Consider the following 16,218-nt stretch of genomic DNA (forward strand, 5'->3'; position numbering starts at 1 on the left):
ACTGGGTGCTGCTCGCCCGGCACGCCGCCCGCGGCGTGCCGGGCGAGCAGCACCCAGTTGGTGAGGGCCAGGGTGCCGAGCAGCAGGCTGAAGCCGATCAGCGAGGTGAGCATCGTTCCGGCGCCGACCGGGGAGACCGCCTGGCCGGTCGGCAGCAGGCCGTACGCGACCCAGGGTTGGCGGCCCACCTCCCGGGCGATCCAGCCGAGGAGCACCGCGACGAACGGGAGCGGCAGGGCGAGCAGGATCAGCCAGAGCGGGAAGCGCAGCCGGATGATCCAGTCCCGGAAGAGCAGGGGCACCAGCAGCGTGCCGAGGAAGAGCGTGAAGCCGATCAGGATCATGAAGCCGAGCCCGACGCTGGAGAGCGCCGGCGGGGTGTAGTCGCCCGGGCCGAACCGTGCCGTCCACTCGGTGACCAGCGCGTCCCGCTCCGGGCCGCCGCCGAACTTCGTCGGCTGCACCCGCCCGACCGGGCCGAACTGGGCGAAGCCGAAGCCGATCAGGAAGACCACGGAGATCGCCGTGGTGAGCACGCCGAGCCGCAGCGACGTGCGGAACAGGGCGAAGTCCGGTGTACGCCGGATCAGGTGCCAGGCGCTGACGGCGGCCATCAGCACGCCGCCGGTGACCAGCCCGGCCGAGACCACGTGGCCGAAGGCGAAGCCGAGGGTGGGGTTGGTGAGCAGCGCCCCGAAGTCGGTCAGGTGGGCGATCCCGTCGCGGACCTCGTACCCGACGGGGTGCTGGAGCCAGGAGTTGGCCACCATGATCCAGAACGCCGAGGCGTACGCGGTCAGCGCCACCCCCCACAGCAGCGCCAGGTGGACGCCCCGGCGCAGCCGGTGCCAGCCGAAGATCCACATGCCGAGGAAGGTGGACTCCAGGAAGAACGCCACCAGGGTCTCGATGGCGAGCGGCGCGCCGAAGACGTTGCCGACGTAGCGGGACAGCCCGCTCCAGTTCAGCCCGAACTGGAACTCCATCACGATGCCGGTGGCGATGCCGAGCACGTAGTTGATCACGTAAAGCTGGCCCCAGAAGCGGGTCAGTCGCTCGTAGATCGGGTTGCCGGTGAGGTAGCCGGCGGTCTGGAGCCCGACCAGCAGGGTGACCAGGCCCAGCGTGACCACCACGAAGAGGAAGTGGATCGAGGTGGTGGTGGCGAACTGCAGGCGCGCGAGGAGCAGGGTGTCCATTCTCGATCTCCCCCGAGTTGGCTCGCTTGTCGTAGGGAGCCTACACGTAGATTATCTACCTATCACTACTACGACATGTAGTACCAGAATGTACGACAGTCCGTAGTAGTGCCGTGCAGGGGGGGCGTGCGGGCCGGCGGTGGTCCGCCGGGCCGGGTCAGCTCAGGAAGAGGGAGATCGGCAGGGCGACCAGGGCCGTCGCCACGGCCAGCGCGGCCGCGCCGAGCAGCCGGGGCGGGCGGTCCGCGACCAGCAGCCGCTGCACCCGTACGTCGAGGTCGCGGTCGCCCATGCCGAGCGCGCCGGCCGGGGTGACCCGGTGACCGGCCGCGGCGAACCGGCGCAGCGCCCCGGCTAGGGGCTCCTCGGCGTGCAGCTCGCGGGCCTTGTCGTCGGCGCGCATCTCGACCAGCAGGGCCACCCGCTCGTGCGCGTCGCGCACCCAGCGGAACCAGGGCAGCGCCCGGCAGAGCGCGGTGAACGGCAGCAGCACCAGGTCGTGCCGCTCCTGCGCGTGCGCCCGCTCGTGGGTCAGCACCGCCTCGAGCTCGGCCCGGTCCAGCAGGCTCAGCGTCCCGGCGCTGACCACCACCCGCGGCTTCACCCCGGGGAGGCAGTACGCGGCGGCGCTCGGGTGGTCGAGCACCAGCGCGCCCGGCACCGTGGGGTCCCGCCGGGCGACCAGGGTGAGCAGGTCCCGGTGCCGACGCTGCGCGCGTACCGCGCCGTGGACGCTGCGGACGGTCGTGGTGAGCAGCACCGCGCCGATGCCGAAGCCCACCCCGACCAGGCCCAGGTGGGCCGCGCCCAGCCCGGCGGGCAGGGTGCCGTGGGAGAGGTCGGTGGCGAGGGCGACCAGCGCGCTGCCGGTCGGCCGGCCGTACGCGGCCAGGCCGACCGCCATCGGCAGGCCCATCGCGGAAAGCCCGAGCGCCAGCCCGACCGACTGCCAGCAGAGGATCGCCACCCGGGGGGCACGCCATGTCCAGGTCGCCGCGGCGAGGACCTGCGCGGTCAGCCAGCAGGCCAGGATGGTCGCGGCGAAGTGCAGGGCGTACGCCACGGCGGCCGCCCTACCGGTCCGTCGCCTCGTCGGCGGCCCTCGCCCGGCCGGCCCGCGGGTCCTCGACCCGGTCGGTCAGCCCGGCCTCGGCGCCCAGCGCCGCGCGGAGCACCTCGGCCTCGGTGCCGGTGACCGAGCGGGCGAAGCGCACCAGCGCGGCGTCCCGGCTGCCGCCGAGGTCCAGCGCGTCGAGCATGAGCTGGGCGATGTGCGCCTCGCGGCTGGCGGCGGCCCGGTAGCGCCAGGCCCGCCCCTCCCGCTCGCGCTGCACCATGCCCTTGCCGGCGAGCCGGTCGAGCACCGTCATCACCGTCGTGTACGCCAGCTCACGCCCGTCCAGCGCATCCGCGACCTCCCGCACGGTCACCCCGTCGGACGTGCCGGGCACCGAGTCCCACAACACGTCCATCACCGCACGCTCAAGATCGCCCAACCGAGTCACGCCGCAATCCTACCCCCCGTAGTAGAGCGTGCGGGAAGGGCTGTGGCCCGAGGCACCGCTGGCCGGTGACCCGACGTCGGGCACCGGCCAGCAAGATCGAACAACCGGGCGGACCCGGCACAGCGAGGGTTTCGGGGGGAGCCCGCCCGCGGAGGGATCAAGCCTGACCGCCCGGAGCGGGCGGCCTCCCCCCGAAACCCCGGCCGGGACCGACCATCACACCCCCTTCGGGTGCCAGACCGTCTTCGTCTCCAGCAGCGTGGTCATCCGGGCGATCCCCGGGTCGGCGAACCAGTCGTGGTCGACCGGGGCCGGCCGGAGCACCCGCTTGAGGTTCTGCGCCGCCTTGACCTCCAGGTCGGCCGCGAGTTCGGCGTCGGCCACCCCGGTCAGGTCGATGGCGTTGACGTCCATGTGCCCGGCCAGCGTCGGCACGGTCTCCGACAGGCGGCCGGTGAGGATGTTGACCACGCCGCCGGGCAGGTCGGAGGTGGCCAGCACCTCGGCCAGGGTCACCGCCGCGAGCGGCTGCGCCGGCGAGGCCGCCACCACCACGGTGTTGCCGGTGACGATGGCCGGGGCGATCACGCTGACCAGGCCGAGCAGCGCCGGCGCCTCGGGGGCCACCACGGCCACCACGCCGGTCGGCTCGGGCGCCGACAGGTTGAAGTACGGCCCGGCGACCGGGTTCGCGCCGCCGTACACCTGGGCGAGCTTGTCGGACCAGCCGGCGTACCAGACCCAGCGGTCGATCGCCGCGTCGACCTCGTCGGCCGGCACGCCGAGGGCGACGAACTGCTCGCGGCGGCCCTCCAGCATCTCGGCGACCCGGTAGAGGATCTGACCCCGGTTGTACGCGGTCGCCCCGGCCCAGCCCTTCACGGCGGCGCGGGCGGCGACCACGGCGTCCCGCGCGTCCTTGCGGGAGGAGAGGGCGACGTTGGCGTCCTGCACGATGTACGACCGTCCCGACTCGCTGCGGGGGAACTTCCCGCCGATGAAGAGCTTGTACGTCTTGCGTACCGCGACCCGCTCAGACATTGAGGTAGCCCTCCAGCCCGTGCCGGCCGCCCTCGCGACCGTAGCCCGACTCCTTGTAGCCGCCGAACGGCGAGGTGGGGTCGAACTTGTTGAACGTGTTGGCCCAGACGACGCCGGCGCGGAGCCGGTCGGCCGTCCAGAGGATCCGGGAGCCCTTGTCGGTCCAGATGCCGGCCGACAGCCCGTACGGCGTGTTGTTGGCCTTCTCGACGGCCTCGGCCGGGGTGCGGAAGGTGAGCACCGACAGCACCGGGCCGAAGATCTCCTCGCGGGCGATCCGGTGCGCCTGGGTGACCCCGGTGAAGATGGTCGGCGCGAACCAGAAGCCCCGGTCGGGCAGCTCGCACGGCGGCGACCAGCGCTCGGCGCCCTCGGCGGAGCCGGCGTCGGAGAGCTCCTTGATCCGCGCCAGCTGGGCGGCCGAGTTGATCGCGCCGATGTCGGTGTTCTTGTCCAGCGGGTCGCCGACCCGGAGCTGGGCCATCCGCCGCTTGAGCGACTCCAGCACCCGGTCGGCCACGTTCTCCTGGATCAGCAGCCGGGAGCCCGCGCAGCAGACGTGCCCCTGGTTGAAGAAGATGCCGTTGACGATCCCCTCGACCGCCTGGTCGATCGGGGCGTCGTCGAAGACGATGTTGGCCGCCTTGCCGCCCAGTTCCAGGGTGAGCTTCTTGCGGGTGCCGGCGACGGAGCGGGCGATGGCCCGGCCGACCTCGGTGGAGCCGGTGAAGGCCACCTTGTCCACGCCCGGGTGCTCGACCAGCGCCCGGCCGGTGTCGCCGGCGCCGGTGACGATGTTGACCACGCCGGCCGGCAGGTCGGCCTGCTGGCAGATCTCGGCGAAGAGCAGCGCGGTCAGCGGCGTGGTCTCGGCCGGCTTCAGCACCACCGTGTTGCCGGCGGCCAGCGCCGGGGCGATCTTCCAGGCCAGCATCAGCAGCGGGAAGTTCCACGGGATGACCTGGGCGGCCACGCCGAGCGGCCGCGGGTTCGCGCCGAAGCCGGCGTGCTCCAGCTTGTCGGCCCAGCCGGCGTAGTAGAAGAAGTGCGCGCCGACCAGCGGCACGTCGACGTCGCGGGACTCCTTGATCGGCTTGCCGTTGTCCAGCGACTCCAGCACGGCCAGCTCGCGGGAGCGCTCCTGAATGATCCGGGCGATCCGGTACAGGTACTTCGCCCGGTCGCGGCCCGGCATCGGACCCCAGACCTTGTCGTACGCCGTCCGGGCGGCGCGGACCGCGCGGTCCACGTCCTGCCCGCCGGCCTCGGCGACCTCGGCGAGGACCTCCTCTGAGGCCGGGTTGATCGACTTGAAGCTGCCGCCGTCGGTCGGGTCGACGAACTTCCCGTCGATGAACAGCCCGTACGAGGGCTTGATATCCACCACCGAGCGGGACTCGGGGGCGGGCGCGTATTCGAACATCACTCTCAGTCCAGGGTGAAGTAGTCGGGACCGGAGTAGACGCCGGTCGTCAGCTTGGTGCGCTGCATGAGCAGGTCGTTCAGCAGGCTGGACGCGCCGAACCGGAACCAGTCCGGGTCCAGCCAGTCCGCGCCGACGGTCTCGTTGACCATGACCAGGTACTTGATCGCGTCCTTGGTGGTCTTGATGCCGCCGGCCGGCTTCACGCCGACCTGCCGGCCGGTGGCGGCGCGGAAGTCGCGGACCGCCTCCAGCATCACCAGGCTCACCGGCAGCGTCGCCGCGACCGGGACCTTGCCGGTGGAGGTCTTGATGAAGTCGCCGCCGGCCAGCATGGCCAGCCAGGAGGCCCGCCGCACGTTGTCGTACGTGGCCAGCTCGCCGGTCTCCAGGATCACCTTGAGGTGGGCGTCCCCGCAGGCGGACTTGGTGGCCACGATCTCGTCGTAGACCTCCTTGTAGCGCCCGGCCAGGAACGCGCTCCGGTTGATCACCATGTCGATCTCGTCGGCGCCGGCCTCGACGGCCGCCCGGACGTCCGCCAGCTTGATCTCCAGCGGCGCCTGGCCGGACGGGAACGCGGTCGCCACGCTGGCCAGGTGCACGCCGGTGCCGCGCAGCACCTCGGCCACGTACGGGACCATCGAGGGGTAGACGCAGACCGCGCCGACGTGCGGACAGCTCGGGTCCGCCGGGTCGGGGCGCACCGCCTTGGCGGCGAGCGCCCGCACCTTGCCGGGGGTGTCCGCGCCCTCGAGGGTGGTCAGGTCGACCATCCGGATCGCCAGGTCGATGGCCTGGGCCTTGGCGGTGGTCTTGATGGAGCGGGTGCCGAGCTGTGCCGCCCGCTGCTCCGCGCCGACCTGGTCCACGCCGGGCAGGCCGTGCAGGAAGGTCCGCAGAGCGGTCTCGGATCGTCCCAGCTCGGAGAGGTCCGACCGGGCCGACGTCGCTGTCGCCGTCATGTCTCGAATACTACGCATCCGCGGGGTGAGTGATCTTGGTCACGGTCGCCTGGTCGGGGGCGCCATACGTGAGCGGCGTCGCTGGTCACCCCCGCACCCGCAGTGCCGGCACCGGCGGACCGGTAGGTTGAGCGATCGTGGACGTACACGTCATTGACCACCCGCTCGCCCAGTCGCGGCTGACCGCCATGCGGGACGCCCGGACCGACTCGTCGTCGTTCCGGGCCGCGCTGCACGAACTCACCACCATGCTGGTGTACGAGGCCGCGCGCTCCTTCCCGGTCGAGAAGTACCAGATCCAGACCCCGGTCACCGGCGCCGAGGGGACCCGGCTGGCCAACCCGCCGCTGCTGGTGCCGGTGCTGCGGGCCGGTCTCGGCATGGCCGACGCCGCACTCGCCCTGCTGCCGGAGTCCTCGATGGGCTTCGTCGGGCTGGCCCGCGACGAGCGGACGTACGAGCCGCGCGCGTACATGGAGTCGCTGCCCCGCGACCTGACCGGCCTGCCGGTGCTGGTGCTCGACCCGATGCTGGCCACCGGCGGTTCGCTGGAGCACGGCTGCCGGCTGCTGGCCGACCGCGGCTGCACCGACATCACCGTGCTCTGCGTACTGGCCGCGCCGGTCGGCATCGCCCGGCTGGAGCAGTCCGGCCTGCCGCTGCGCCTGGTCACCGCCTCGATCGACGAGGGCCTGAACGACCGGATGTTCATCGTCCCGGGCCTCGGCGACGCCGGCGACCGCCAGTTCGGCGGCATGCCCCGCTTCTGACGCCACCGGTCGGCCCGCCGGTGACCCGGCGGGCCGGACGGGTCGACCGGGCGAGTTGCCGCGCGGGGGGGTGCGGACAACCGCTAGCGTCTCGGGCCATGACTGGTGTTGCGCTCGCCGAAGAGCTGCTGCTCCTCGCCTATGACGACGAAACCGGCAAGGCGACCATGCCGCGGATCAGCCTGGACCTCGGGATGGCCGCCGCGGTGCTGATCGAGCTGGCCCTGGCCGGCCGGATCGCGTACGCCGAGGGCTCCCTGGCGGTGACCGACCCGGCGCCCACCGGCGAGCCGGTCGCCGACGAGGTGCTGGCCCGGATCGCCGCCGACACCCCGCACACCCCGTCGTCGTGGGTGCAGCGACTGCGGCACGGCCTGCGCGACCGGATCCTCGGCGACCTGTGCCGCCAGGGTGTCGTGCGCGACGTCGACGAGACCGAGCTGGGCTTCATCCACGTGCACCGCTACCCGGTCGCCGACGCCTCCGTGGAGGCGGACATCCGCCGCCGGCTGGCCGAGGCGCTGACCAGCGGCGAACTCCCCGACGAGCGGACCGCCGCGCTGGCCACCCTGGTCGCCGTGCTGCGGATGGAGCCGGCGCTGGGGTTGACCGGCGACGACGCCCGGGACGCCCGGCGCCGGCTGGAGGAGATCACCGGCGGCGCCGGCTTCTCCGGCAACGTCAGCCTGGACGACTCGGTGGTCCGCCCCTCCGTCGGCCTGGTGGTCGCCGCCCTCGGCCAGGCCGTCGACGCCGCCCTCGGCAAGCGCGCCTGACCCCGCCCGGCCCCGCGCCCCGCCCTTGTTGAGCAAGAGGTCTGCGTCTCCGGAGCCGCTCTCCGGGACGCAAACCTCTTGATCACCTCTTTCGGGCGGGTCAGAGGCCGAGGGCGGCGGCGATTTCGGCGCGGAGCGCCGAGACCGCGGCGACCGCGCGCTGCCGGGCCGCGGGAACGTTGCCGTCCACGACCGGCGCCACCACCTCCAGGTACGCCTTGAGCTTCGGTTCGGTGCCGGAGGGGCGGATCACCACCCGGGCCGCGTCGGTCCGCAGGATCACCACGTCGGCCGCCGGAAGCAGGTCCGTCGACTCGATGACCGGGTGACCGAGCAGGGTCGTCGGGGTGTCGGCCCGGATCCGTTCCATCGTCCGGGCGATCACCCGCAGGTCATCGACCCGCACCGAGAGCTGGTCGGTGTGGTGGACGCCGAACTCGGCGGCCAGCTCGTCGAGCCGGTCGGTGAGCGTACGGCCCTGCGCCTTCAGCCCGGCGGCCAAATCGGCGACGGTCAGCGCGGCGGTGATGCCGTCCTTGTCCCGCACGTGCTCCGGCGCCACGCAGTAGCCGAGCGCCTCCTCGTACCCGAAGACCAGCGGCGCGGACCCGCCACCGGCCCGGACGATCCACTTGAACCCGGTCAACGTCTCGTCGTACGGCAGGCCGCGGGCCGCGCACATCGCCCGCAGCAGCGACGAGGAGACGATGGTGGTGGCGTACAGGCCGGTCACGCCCCGGCGCATCAGGTGGTCGGCGAGCAGCACGCCCACCTCGTCCCCCCGCAGCATCCGCCAGCTGCGCCGGTCCTCGCTCCCGCCGGCGAGGCTCGCGAGCTCACGCCGCTCGCTCGCCGAACCCACTTCGCCGCAGACGACCACCGCGCAGCGGTCCGCGTCCGGGTCGTTGGCGATGGCGATGTCGGCGCCCGTCGACTCGGCCAGCGCGACCAGCCGGTCCACCGCGCCCGGCTCCTCCGGGTTGGGGAAGCTCACGGTCGGGAAGGTCGGGTCCGGCTCGGCCTGCTCGGGCACCACCCCGGGCACCGGGAAGCCGGCGCGGGCGAAGGCGGCGGTCAGCACCGACCCGCCCACCCCGTGCAGCGGCGTGTATGCCACCTTCAGGTCCCGGGGGCCGTCCGGGTCGATCACCCCGGCGGCCCGCGCCACGTACGACGCGACAAGGTCGTCGCCGAGCACCTCGCCGGCCGGGCCGAGCGCCACCTGCGCCAGCGGGCCCACCGCCCGGATCGCCGCCTCGATGCCGGCGTCGGCCGGCGGGACGATCTGCGCGCCCGCCCCGAGCTCCCCGCCGAGCTGGGCGCCCAGGTAGACCTTGTAGCCGTTGTCCTGCGGCGGGTTGTGGCTCGCGGTGACCATCACCCCGGCCACCGCGCCGAGCTGCCGCACCGCGTACGCGAGCACCGGCGTGGGCAGCGGTCGGGGCAGCAGCAGCGCCGGACGTCCCGCCCCGGTGGCCACCTGGGCGGTGCGCTCGGCGAAGGCCCGGGAACCGTGCCGGGCGTCGTACCCGATCACCAGCGGACCCGTCCCGCCCTGGGCGGCGAGCCAGCCGACCAGCCCGGCGGCGGCCTGGGTGACCACCGCGAGGTTCATCCCGTTCGGGCCGGCGCGCAGCGGGCCACGCAGGCCTGCGGTGCCGAAGGTCAGCGGCCCGGCGAACCGGTCGGCCAGGTCCGGCCCGCTGGCCGGCAGCCCGTCGAGCACCCCCCGCAGCTCGTCCCGGCTGGTCGGGTCGGGGTCGTCGTCGAGCCACCGTCGGGCCTGCTCGCGAAGTTCGTCAAGGTCAGTGGTTTCCGCCGCCATTGCCTCTTGATAGCACGGCGGCGGATCACCACTGGCCCTCGGCCTCGACTCAGTTGGCCCCGGTGAGCTGGAAGGACCGCGCCATCGCGTCGAAGATCGGCCGGCTCGCGGCGAATTCGGCCTCGTTGGCGGTCAGGTAGAACGAGTAGACCTTGCCGTCCTTCACCACGCCGCGCCACACCCCGTGCCGCTTGGTCGCACCGTCCCCGCAGGTGTACTCGAACTCGGCCGCCGCCCCGCCGGCGAGCGTCGGCTCCGACATCGCGAGCTGCTGGTACGGCTTCGCGCAGGACTTGCTCTTGTCCCGGAGGTTCCGCGAGGCGAACTCCGCCCAGCTGACCGAGGTGCCGCTCCACTGCTCGGCGAGGATCCGCACCTTGCGCCCGCTGACCTGTGGGTCGACGTAGTCGACGAATACCCCGCCGGTCTTCCGGTCCCAGCCCTTCGGCACCTGGACGCTGACGCCCTTGGCCGAGTGCTCCTGCATCTCCACGCCCGGCCCGGCCGGCGCCGTCGCGGTCGGCAGCGACGTCACGATCTGCCGGTTCGGCTCGTCGTCGCCGCCGAACAGCACGACCACGCCGATCAGCAGCAGCACCGCCAGCCCGCCGGCCGCGGCGAGCTGCACCTTGCGCGGCCAGCCCTTGACGGTGCCGACCACCTTGTCGCCGGCGCCCTTCAGCGTGCCCAGCGCGCCACCCGCGGCGGACCCGCCGGAACCGTTGGCCGGCCCGGCCCACGGCTGCCCGGTGCCCGGCACCGACCACTGGCCGCCGCCGTACACCGGCTGGGTGGCCTCGGCGGCGCGGCCGTACACCGGCTGGGTGGCGTCCGGGTGGCCGGTGCCGATCCGCTGGGTGGCCTCCGGCGCCGCCTGGTGGCCGATCCGCTGGGTGGCCTCCGACGCGCCGTACGCGGTGCCCGCCCGTCCCGGCGTGGCCATCGCTCCGGTCGGGGTGTGCAGTGGGCCGGCCAGTGCGTCGGCGCTGGTCTCGTCGAGCCCGGCGCCGCCCGCGGCGGCCGCCGCCCCGGACCGTTCGCCCCGGCGCAGCGCGGCGAGCCGGTCGGTGAGGGACTCGCTGGGACCGATCATCGCCCGGCCGCCGATCTGGCCACTCGGCTTCGGCTCCGGCGCCGCCGGGGGCGGCGGCGCGGACGGCCGCTGCACCGGCACCACCGCGTACGGGTCGGTGACCGAGTTGACCGCGGTCGCGGTGCTGGTCAGCGGGCCGGCGAGCAGCTCGCGCAGCATCGCCCGGGCGGTGTGCACGTCCAGCCGGCGGGCCGGGTCCTTCTCCAGCAGCCCCATCAGCACCCGGGTCAACGGACCGCTGCGCTGCGGGGTGGCCGGCGGGTCCTCGACCACGGCGTGCATCGTCTCGATGGGGTCGCCCTTGTCGAACGGCGGACGCCCCTCCACCGCGGTGTAGAGCGTGACGCCCAGCGAGAAGAGGTCGCTCGGCGGCCCGAACTCCTGGCCCATCGCCCGTTCCGGCGAGATGAAGTGCGGCGAGCCGAGCACCATGCCGGGCGTGGTGAGCTGCACGTCGGTGGGCATCCGGGCCACCCCGAAGTCGGTCAGCACGCACCGACCGTCGTTGCAGATCAGCACGTTGGCCGGCTTGACGTCGCGGTGCAGCACGCCGATCGCGTGCGCCACCTCCAGCGCGCCGAGCAGGGCGATGCCGATCTTGGCGACGGCGCGGGGCGCCACCGGGCCGTCCTCGATGACCATGTCGGCGAGGCTGCGGGCGTCCAGCAGCTCCATCACGATCCACGGGCGGCCACCCTCGGTGACCACGTCGTACACCTGGACCACGGCGGGGTGCTGGATCGCGGCGGCGGCGCGGGCCTCGCGCAGGGTCCGCTCGTACATCGCGTCGCGGTCGCTCGGGGCGAGCCCGGGCGGGAGGACGACTTCCTTGACCGCCACGTCGCGGCGCAGCAGCGTGTCTGTGGCGCGCCAGACCGTGCCCATGCCGCCGTTGCCCACCGGGGACCGCAGCGAGTAGCGGCCACCGATGGTGGTGCCGGGTGCCGCGCGTCCGTTGGGAGGACTGACTGGTCCGCCGCTCCACGTCGGGATCTGAGTCACAGAAAAGCCACCGGGGGATATCGAGGGGGGCTGGGACACAACCCCCCTATCTTGCTGGTTCCGACGGCCGATGCGAAACCCGACGCGGCGGACGTTTACCTATTCGACCGTATGTGGTCAGGTACTCACCTCTCGTCGATCCTCTTCGACGTGGTGTGCGGTATCCCTCACCCACCGACGTCCGGTCGCGTCCTACCATCCGGTAATGAGCGAACGGCGGTCAAGCGAGTCCGGTTTCCCCATCAAGGGCGTCTACACGACGGCCGACCTCCCCGGGGAGCTGGCGGACCGACTGGGCGCCCCGGGCGAGTTCCCGTACACCCGCGGGGTCTACCCGACTATGTACACCTCCCGCCCGTGGACGATGCGGCAGTACGCCGGCTTCGGCACCGCCACCGAGTCCAACGCGCGTTACCACCAGTTGTTGCGGGCCGGCACCATGGGCCTCTCCGTCGCCTTCGACCTGCCCACCCAGATGGGGTACGACTCCGACGACCCGATCGCGCACGGCGAGGTGGGCAAGGTCGGGGTGGCCATCGACTCCATCGAGGACATGCGGCTGCTCTTCGACGGCATCCCGCTGGACAAGGTCTCCACCTCGATGACCATCAACGCGCCCGGCTCGGTGCTGCTCCTGCTGTACCAGCTCATGGCCCAGGAGAACGGGGTCGCCGGGGGCGCGCTGAACGGCACCATCCAGAACGACATCCTCAAGGAGTACATCGCCCGGGGGACGTACATCTTCCCGCCGAAGCCCTCGCTGCGGCTGGTCGCCGACACCTTCGCGTACTGCCGCAAGGAGGTGCCGAAGTGGAACACCATCTCGATTTCCGGCTACCACATGGCGGAGGCCGGCGCGACGCCCGCGCAGGAGATCGCGTTCACCCTGGCCAACGGCGTGGAGTACGTCCGCGCCGCGCTGGCGGCCGGGCTGGCCGTGGACGACTTCGCGCCCCGGCTGTCGTTCTTCTTCGTCGCCCGGACCACCCTGATCGAGGAGGTCGCCAAGTTCCGCGCCGCCCGGCGGATCTGGGCCCGGCTGATGCGCGACGAGTTCGGCGCGAAGGACCCGAAGTCGATGATGCTGCGCTTCCACACGCAGACCGCGGGCGTCCAGCTCACCGCCCAGCAGCCGGAGGTCAACCTGGTCCGGGTGGCCATCCAGGGGCTCGGCGCGGTGCTCGGCGGCACCCAGTCGCTGCACACCAACAGCTTCGACGAGGCGATCGCGCTGCCCACCGAGAAGGCGGCCCGGCTGGCGCTGCGGACGCAGCAGGTGCTGGCGTACGAGACGGACCTGACCGCCACCGTGGACCCGTTCGCCGGGTCGTACGTGGTGGAGGCGATGACCGCGGAGATCGAGGCGGCCGCGACCGAGCTGATGGAGCGGGTGGCCGACCACGGCTCGGCGGTGGACGCCATCGAGGCCGGCTTCCAGAAGCGGGAGATCGAGCAGTCGGCGTACCGGATCGCCCAGGAGATCGACTCCGGTGAGCGGGTGGTGGTGGGCCTCAACCGCTTCGCCATCGACGAGGAGGAGCCGTACGAGCCGCTGCGGGTGGACCCGACGATCGAGGCCGCCCAGGCGGAGCGGCTGGCGAAGCTGCGGGCGGAGCGGGACAACGACGCAGTCGAGCGGGCGCTCGCGGAGCTGCGCGCGGCCGCCGAGGGCGCCGCGAACGTGCTCTACCCGATGAAGGAGGCGCTGCGGGCCCGCGCCACGGTGGGCGAGGTCTGCGGCACGCTGCGCGCGGTCTGGGGGACGTACCGGCCGAGCGACCGGTTCTGACCTTCGTCAATGGCGGCCGCCCCGGCACCGGCGCGGGCCGCCGTCCGCGCTTCCGAGCTGCGAAAACGGGCGTCGCCGCCGGTCGTCGGGCGGCGCTACAGTCGGTGTTCTCCCCGTACTTCGGCGGAGCGGAGGCGCGGCGCGGACCTCCCGGGCGACGGCGCCCGGCCCGTTCGGCCGGCCTGCGGCAGTGAGGCCGGCCGCCCGCGAGTGTGCGGATCGGGAATGCGGGTAACCCGGTCGGGTGATCGGGACGGACAGCCTGTGCGGTCGCGGAACGGCCGGTCATGTCACCGTCGGGAGTCGTCCGGCCGCCGAGAGTTGTCGTTTGATGGTCAGAGCGGCAGTTAATTGTCGCGACTAATGCGACAATTCGGAACGGCAGCCTGGGTTTTCGTGACCGCCGAAACGGTTACGCGTTGTAGGAGGTGGGGGGCAGATGACGGCGTTCGACCGCGATCTACCTGCTGTCCCGCAGATATTCGACCCCTCTCACCAGGGCATTCGTGACTCTGTGCGGTCCGATCGCTACGGGAAAGATGTTGCCCAGCGTCACCGTCGGAGGTCTAGGCTGTCTGCTGTTCTCCCCGATGATCCATCCATCTCTAGTGATCGAGAATTCGACGTGACGAGTGCGTTGACGCTGCCCACCGCGGGCCAGCTGGCGTCGTCCTGGCCGGAGGCGCCATCCGGGTCCCAGCCCCTGCCCTTCGAGCTCGACCATCTGCTCGCCCTCCGGGTACCCGGCCTCATCGCCACCCGCCGTCACATCCACTCCTACCCGGAGCTGTCCGGCGAGGAGTTCGAGACGGCCGCACTGATCGCCCGGGAACTCTCCCTGGCCGGGCTGCACCCGCGACTGCTGCCCAAGGGCAACGGCGTCATCTGCGACATCGACGGGCGGCCGGACGGCCCGGTGATCGCGCTCCGCGCCGACATCGACGCGCTGCCGCTGACCGACGCGAAGGACGTGCCGTACCGGTCCACGGTGGACGGCGTCTGCCACGCCTGCGGGCACGACGTGCACACCTCGGTGATGCTCGGCGTCGGCATGCTGCTGGCCCAGCTCGCCGACCTGGGCCAGCTCAACGGCCGGGTCCGGCTGATCTTCCAGCCGGCCGAGGAGATCCTGCCCTGCGGTTCGCTGGAGGTCATCGAGGCCGGCGGCCTCGACGACGTGGTGCAGATCTTCGCCGTGCACTGCGACCCGAACCTGCCGGTGGGCAAGGTCGGCCTGCGGGTCGGCCCGATCACCGCGGCGGCCGACAACGTCACCGTCCGGCTCACCGGGCCGGGTGGGCACACCGCCCGCCCGCACCTCACCGTCGACCTGGTCGACGCGCTCGGCCGGCTGGTCACCGAGGTGCCCACCCTGGTCAGCCGCCGGGTGCCGGCCAACAGCGGGCTGCTGCTGGTGTTCGGCCACGCCTCGGCCGGCACCCGTTACAACGTCATCCCGTCCGAGGCCTGCGCCGCCGGCACCCTGCGGGTGATGGACCGCGACACCTGGGAGCAGGCCCCGAAGATCGTGGCTCAGGTGGTCCAGGACGTCATGGCGCCCACCGGTGCGACCGTCGACCTGGAATACCTCCGTGGCCGCCCGCCGGTCAGCAACGACGCCCGCGCCATCGGCGTGCTGACCGCCGCGACCGCCGCCGCCCTCGGCCCCGAGGGGATCGCGGAGACCCCGCAGAGCATGGGCGGCGAGGACTTCTCCTGGTACCTGGAGCACGTGCCGGGCGCGCTCGCCCGCCTCGGCGTCGGCCGGTCCGGTCCCAACGTGGACCTGCACCGGGCCTCGTTCGATCCGGACGAGCGCGCCATCCCGGTCGGGGTACGCCTCATAGTGCAGACCGCGTTGCGGGCACTGGCAGCGGCGCGGTAGGACCAACCGGCTGACCGGCCGGCGGCCCGAGCGGCGGCGTCGGCCCGGCCGGTGGCGTCCGCCGGCGTCGGCGGCGCAGCACCCGGATCAGCAGCGTCACCGGTACGCCGAACGCCACCAACCACGGCAGCAGCGCGCCGAGCACGGTGAGCAGCACGGTCACCGAGGCGACGAAGACCTCCCAGCCACCCCGCAGCCCGACCAGGAACCCGATCTCGGTCTGCTCCTCCTCGGTGGAGGCGTCCTTCCCGACGAAGGTCACCGTGATGGTGGACAGCGCGGTCAGGTCGGCCAGCCGGCGCTTCTTCGCCTCCAACGAGGCGAGGTCGGCCTCCCGCCGGCCCAGCTCGTTCTCCAGGTTCACCAGCTCGCCCGTCGAGGTGGCCCGGTCCAGCAGCTTGCGGGCGCTCTCCACCCGGGCCCGCTGGCTGGTGATCCGGGCGTCCAGGTCGACCACCTCCTCGGTGACGTCCTGGGTGTGCACCTCGCGCCGCTGCTGCCGGCCCAGCTTCGCCAGCTCGTCCACGACCGCTGTGAACTTCGCCGCCGGCACCCGCAGCTCCAACTCGGCGCGCGCGTCCGCCGACTCGCTGCGCCGCTGGTCGCCGCCGACGAACCCGCCCGCCTCGGTCACCGCGGCGATCGCCTCCCGAGCGGCCCGTTCCACGTCGTCCACCTGCACCTGCATCGTTCCGGTGTAGATGATCGACCGCTGGTCGACCCGCAGGTCGGGCGGGCTCGCGCCGGCCTCGCCGGGTGCCGCCTGGCCGCGGTCGGCCGCCGCGCCGCCGGCCGGCGCCTGGGCGGAGGTGCTGTCACGCTCCGCGCCGCCCGCGCCGCAACCCCCCGCGACCAGCACCGCGACCAGTCCCACCGCCGCCAGCGGTACGCCGCCGCGGCGTCCTGTCCGTACGCTCATCCCCGCTCCGATCCTCGTGGCCCCGT

13 protein-coding genes are annotated in these 16,218 nt (G+C 72.9%); 4 read left to right on the forward strand and 9 right to left on the reverse strand.

Annotated features, from left to right (window positions below):
- From DKT69_RS26515 to deoC, 6 genes are all read right to left on the reverse strand, one after another.
- A partial coding sequence (locus DKT69_RS26515; protein ID WP_109804225.1) for a cytochrome ubiquinol oxidase subunit I occupies window positions 1-1,199 on the reverse strand: 1,199 nt, incomplete at its 3' end.
- Window positions 1,200-1,356: 157 nt separating this feature from the next.
- Window positions 1,357-2,262: a M56 family metallopeptidase gene (locus DKT69_RS26520; RefSeq protein ID WP_109804226.1), complete on the reverse strand. Its 906-nt coding sequence runs from the start codon at window positions 2,260-2,262 to the stop codon at window positions 1,357-1,359.
- A gap of 10 nt (window positions 2,263-2,272) precedes the next feature.
- Window positions 2,273-2,704, reverse strand: coding sequence for a BlaI/MecI/CopY family transcriptional regulator (locus DKT69_RS26525; protein ID WP_109804227.1), 432 nt, complete (start codon window positions 2,702-2,704; stop codon window positions 2,273-2,275).
- A gap of 216 nt (window positions 2,705-2,920) precedes the next feature.
- On the reverse strand, window positions 2,921-3,745 hold the full coding sequence (locus tag DKT69_RS26530) for an aldehyde dehydrogenase family protein (protein WP_109804228.1): 825 nt from the start codon (window positions 3,743-3,745) through the stop codon (window positions 2,921-2,923).
- Window positions 3,738-5,168, reverse strand: a complete 1,431-nt coding sequence (locus DKT69_RS26535; protein ID WP_109804253.1) for an aldehyde dehydrogenase family protein — start codon at window positions 5,166-5,168, stop codon at window positions 3,738-3,740. The genes DKT69_RS26530 and DKT69_RS26535 overlap by 8 nt, the downstream gene beginning before the upstream one ends.
- A 5-nt stretch (window positions 5,169-5,173) precedes the next feature.
- Window positions 5,174-6,133: a deoxyribose-phosphate aldolase gene (gene deoC / locus DKT69_RS26540; RefSeq protein ID WP_109804229.1), complete on the reverse strand. Its 960-nt coding sequence runs from the start codon at window positions 6,131-6,133 to the stop codon at window positions 5,174-5,176.
- 137 nt (window positions 6,134-6,270) lie between these two features.
- Here deoC and upp point away from each other — a divergent pair, with 137 nt between their 5' ends.
- Together upp and DKT69_RS26550 are read left to right on the forward strand one after the other, a co-directional pair.
- Window positions 6,271-6,903: a uracil phosphoribosyltransferase gene (gene upp, locus DKT69_RS26545; RefSeq protein ID WP_109804230.1), complete on the forward strand. Its 633-nt coding sequence runs from the start codon at window positions 6,271-6,273 to the stop codon at window positions 6,901-6,903.
- Window positions 6,904-7,001: 98 nt separating this feature from the next.
- Window positions 7,002-7,679 carry a GOLPH3/VPS74 family protein gene (locus DKT69_RS26550; RefSeq protein WP_109804231.1) on the forward strand — a complete coding sequence of 226 codons (678 nt, stop codon included), beginning with the start codon at window positions 7,002-7,004 and terminating at the stop codon, window positions 7,677-7,679.
- Window positions 7,680-7,779: 100 nt separating this feature from the next.
- Here DKT69_RS26550 and DKT69_RS26555 read toward each other — a convergent pair whose 3' ends face one another.
- Window positions 7,780-9,504 carry a phospho-sugar mutase gene (locus DKT69_RS26555; protein ID WP_109804232.1) on the reverse strand — a complete coding sequence of 575 codons (1,725 nt, stop codon included), beginning with the start codon at window positions 9,502-9,504 and terminating at the stop codon, window positions 7,780-7,782.
- A gap of 49 nt (window positions 9,505-9,553) precedes the next feature.
- Window positions 9,554-11,599 carry a serine/threonine-protein kinase gene (locus tag DKT69_RS26560; protein WP_109804233.1) on the reverse strand — a complete coding sequence of 682 codons (2,046 nt, stop codon included), beginning with the start codon at window positions 11,597-11,599 and terminating at the stop codon, window positions 9,554-9,556.
- 205 nt (window positions 11,600-11,804) lie between these two features.
- Between DKT69_RS26560 and DKT69_RS26565 the strand changes: the two genes are divergently transcribed.
- Together DKT69_RS26565 and DKT69_RS26570 are read left to right on the forward strand one after the other, a co-directional pair.
- Window positions 11,805-13,388, forward strand: coding sequence for an acyl-CoA mutase large subunit family protein (locus DKT69_RS26565; RefSeq protein WP_109804234.1), 1,584 nt, complete (start codon window positions 11,805-11,807; stop codon window positions 13,386-13,388).
- A gap of 625 nt (window positions 13,389-14,013) precedes the next feature.
- The gene (locus DKT69_RS26570) at window positions 14,014-15,273 is read left to right on the forward strand and encodes an amidohydrolase (RefSeq protein ID WP_109804235.1); all 1,260 of its coding nucleotides are present in this window, start codon (window positions 14,014-14,016) and stop codon (window positions 15,271-15,273) included.
- Here the strand turns inward: DKT69_RS26570 and DKT69_RS26575 are convergent.
- A complete protein-coding gene (locus DKT69_RS26575; RefSeq protein WP_109804236.1) occupies window positions 15,230-16,192 on the reverse strand; it encodes a DUF4349 domain-containing protein in 963 nt (320 codons plus the stop codon). The two genes, DKT69_RS26570 and DKT69_RS26575, sit on opposite strands and share 44 nt — an antisense overlap.
- Window positions 16,193-16,218 lie beyond the last annotated feature (26 nt).

This window comes from Micromonospora sicca, from assembly GCF_003172935.1.
Taxonomy (GTDB): Bacteria; Actinomycetota; Actinomycetes; order Mycobacteriales; family Micromonosporaceae; genus Micromonospora; species Micromonospora sicca.

Excerpts from the sequence above, each read along its gene's own strand:
- DKT69_RS26535 (WP_109804253.1), bottom strand. The coding sequence starts at position 5,168 with ATGTTCGAATACGCGCCCGCCCCCGAGTCCCGCTCGGTGGTGGATATC.
- DKT69_RS26550 (WP_109804231.1), top strand. The coding sequence starts at position 7,002 with ATGACTGGTGTTGCGCTCGCCGAAGAGCTGCTGCTCCTCGCCTATGAC.
- DKT69_RS26555 (WP_109804232.1), bottom strand. The coding sequence starts at position 9,504 with ATGGCGGCGGAAACCACTGACCTTGACGAACTTCGCGAGCAGGCCCGA.
- DKT69_RS26530 (WP_109804228.1), bottom strand. The coding sequence starts at position 3,745 with ATGTCTGAGCGGGTCGCGGTACGCAAGACGTACAAGCTCTTCATCGGC.
- deoC (WP_109804229.1), bottom strand. The coding sequence starts at position 6,133 with ATGACGGCGACAGCGACGTCGGCCCGGTCGGACCTCTCCGAGCTGGGA.
- DKT69_RS26575 (WP_109804236.1), bottom strand. The coding sequence starts at position 16,192 with ATGAGCGTACGGACAGGACGCCGCGGCGGCGTACCGCTGGCGGCGGTG.
- DKT69_RS26565 (WP_109804234.1), top strand. The coding sequence starts at position 11,805 with ATGAGCGAACGGCGGTCAAGCGAGTCCGGTTTCCCCATCAAGGGCGTC.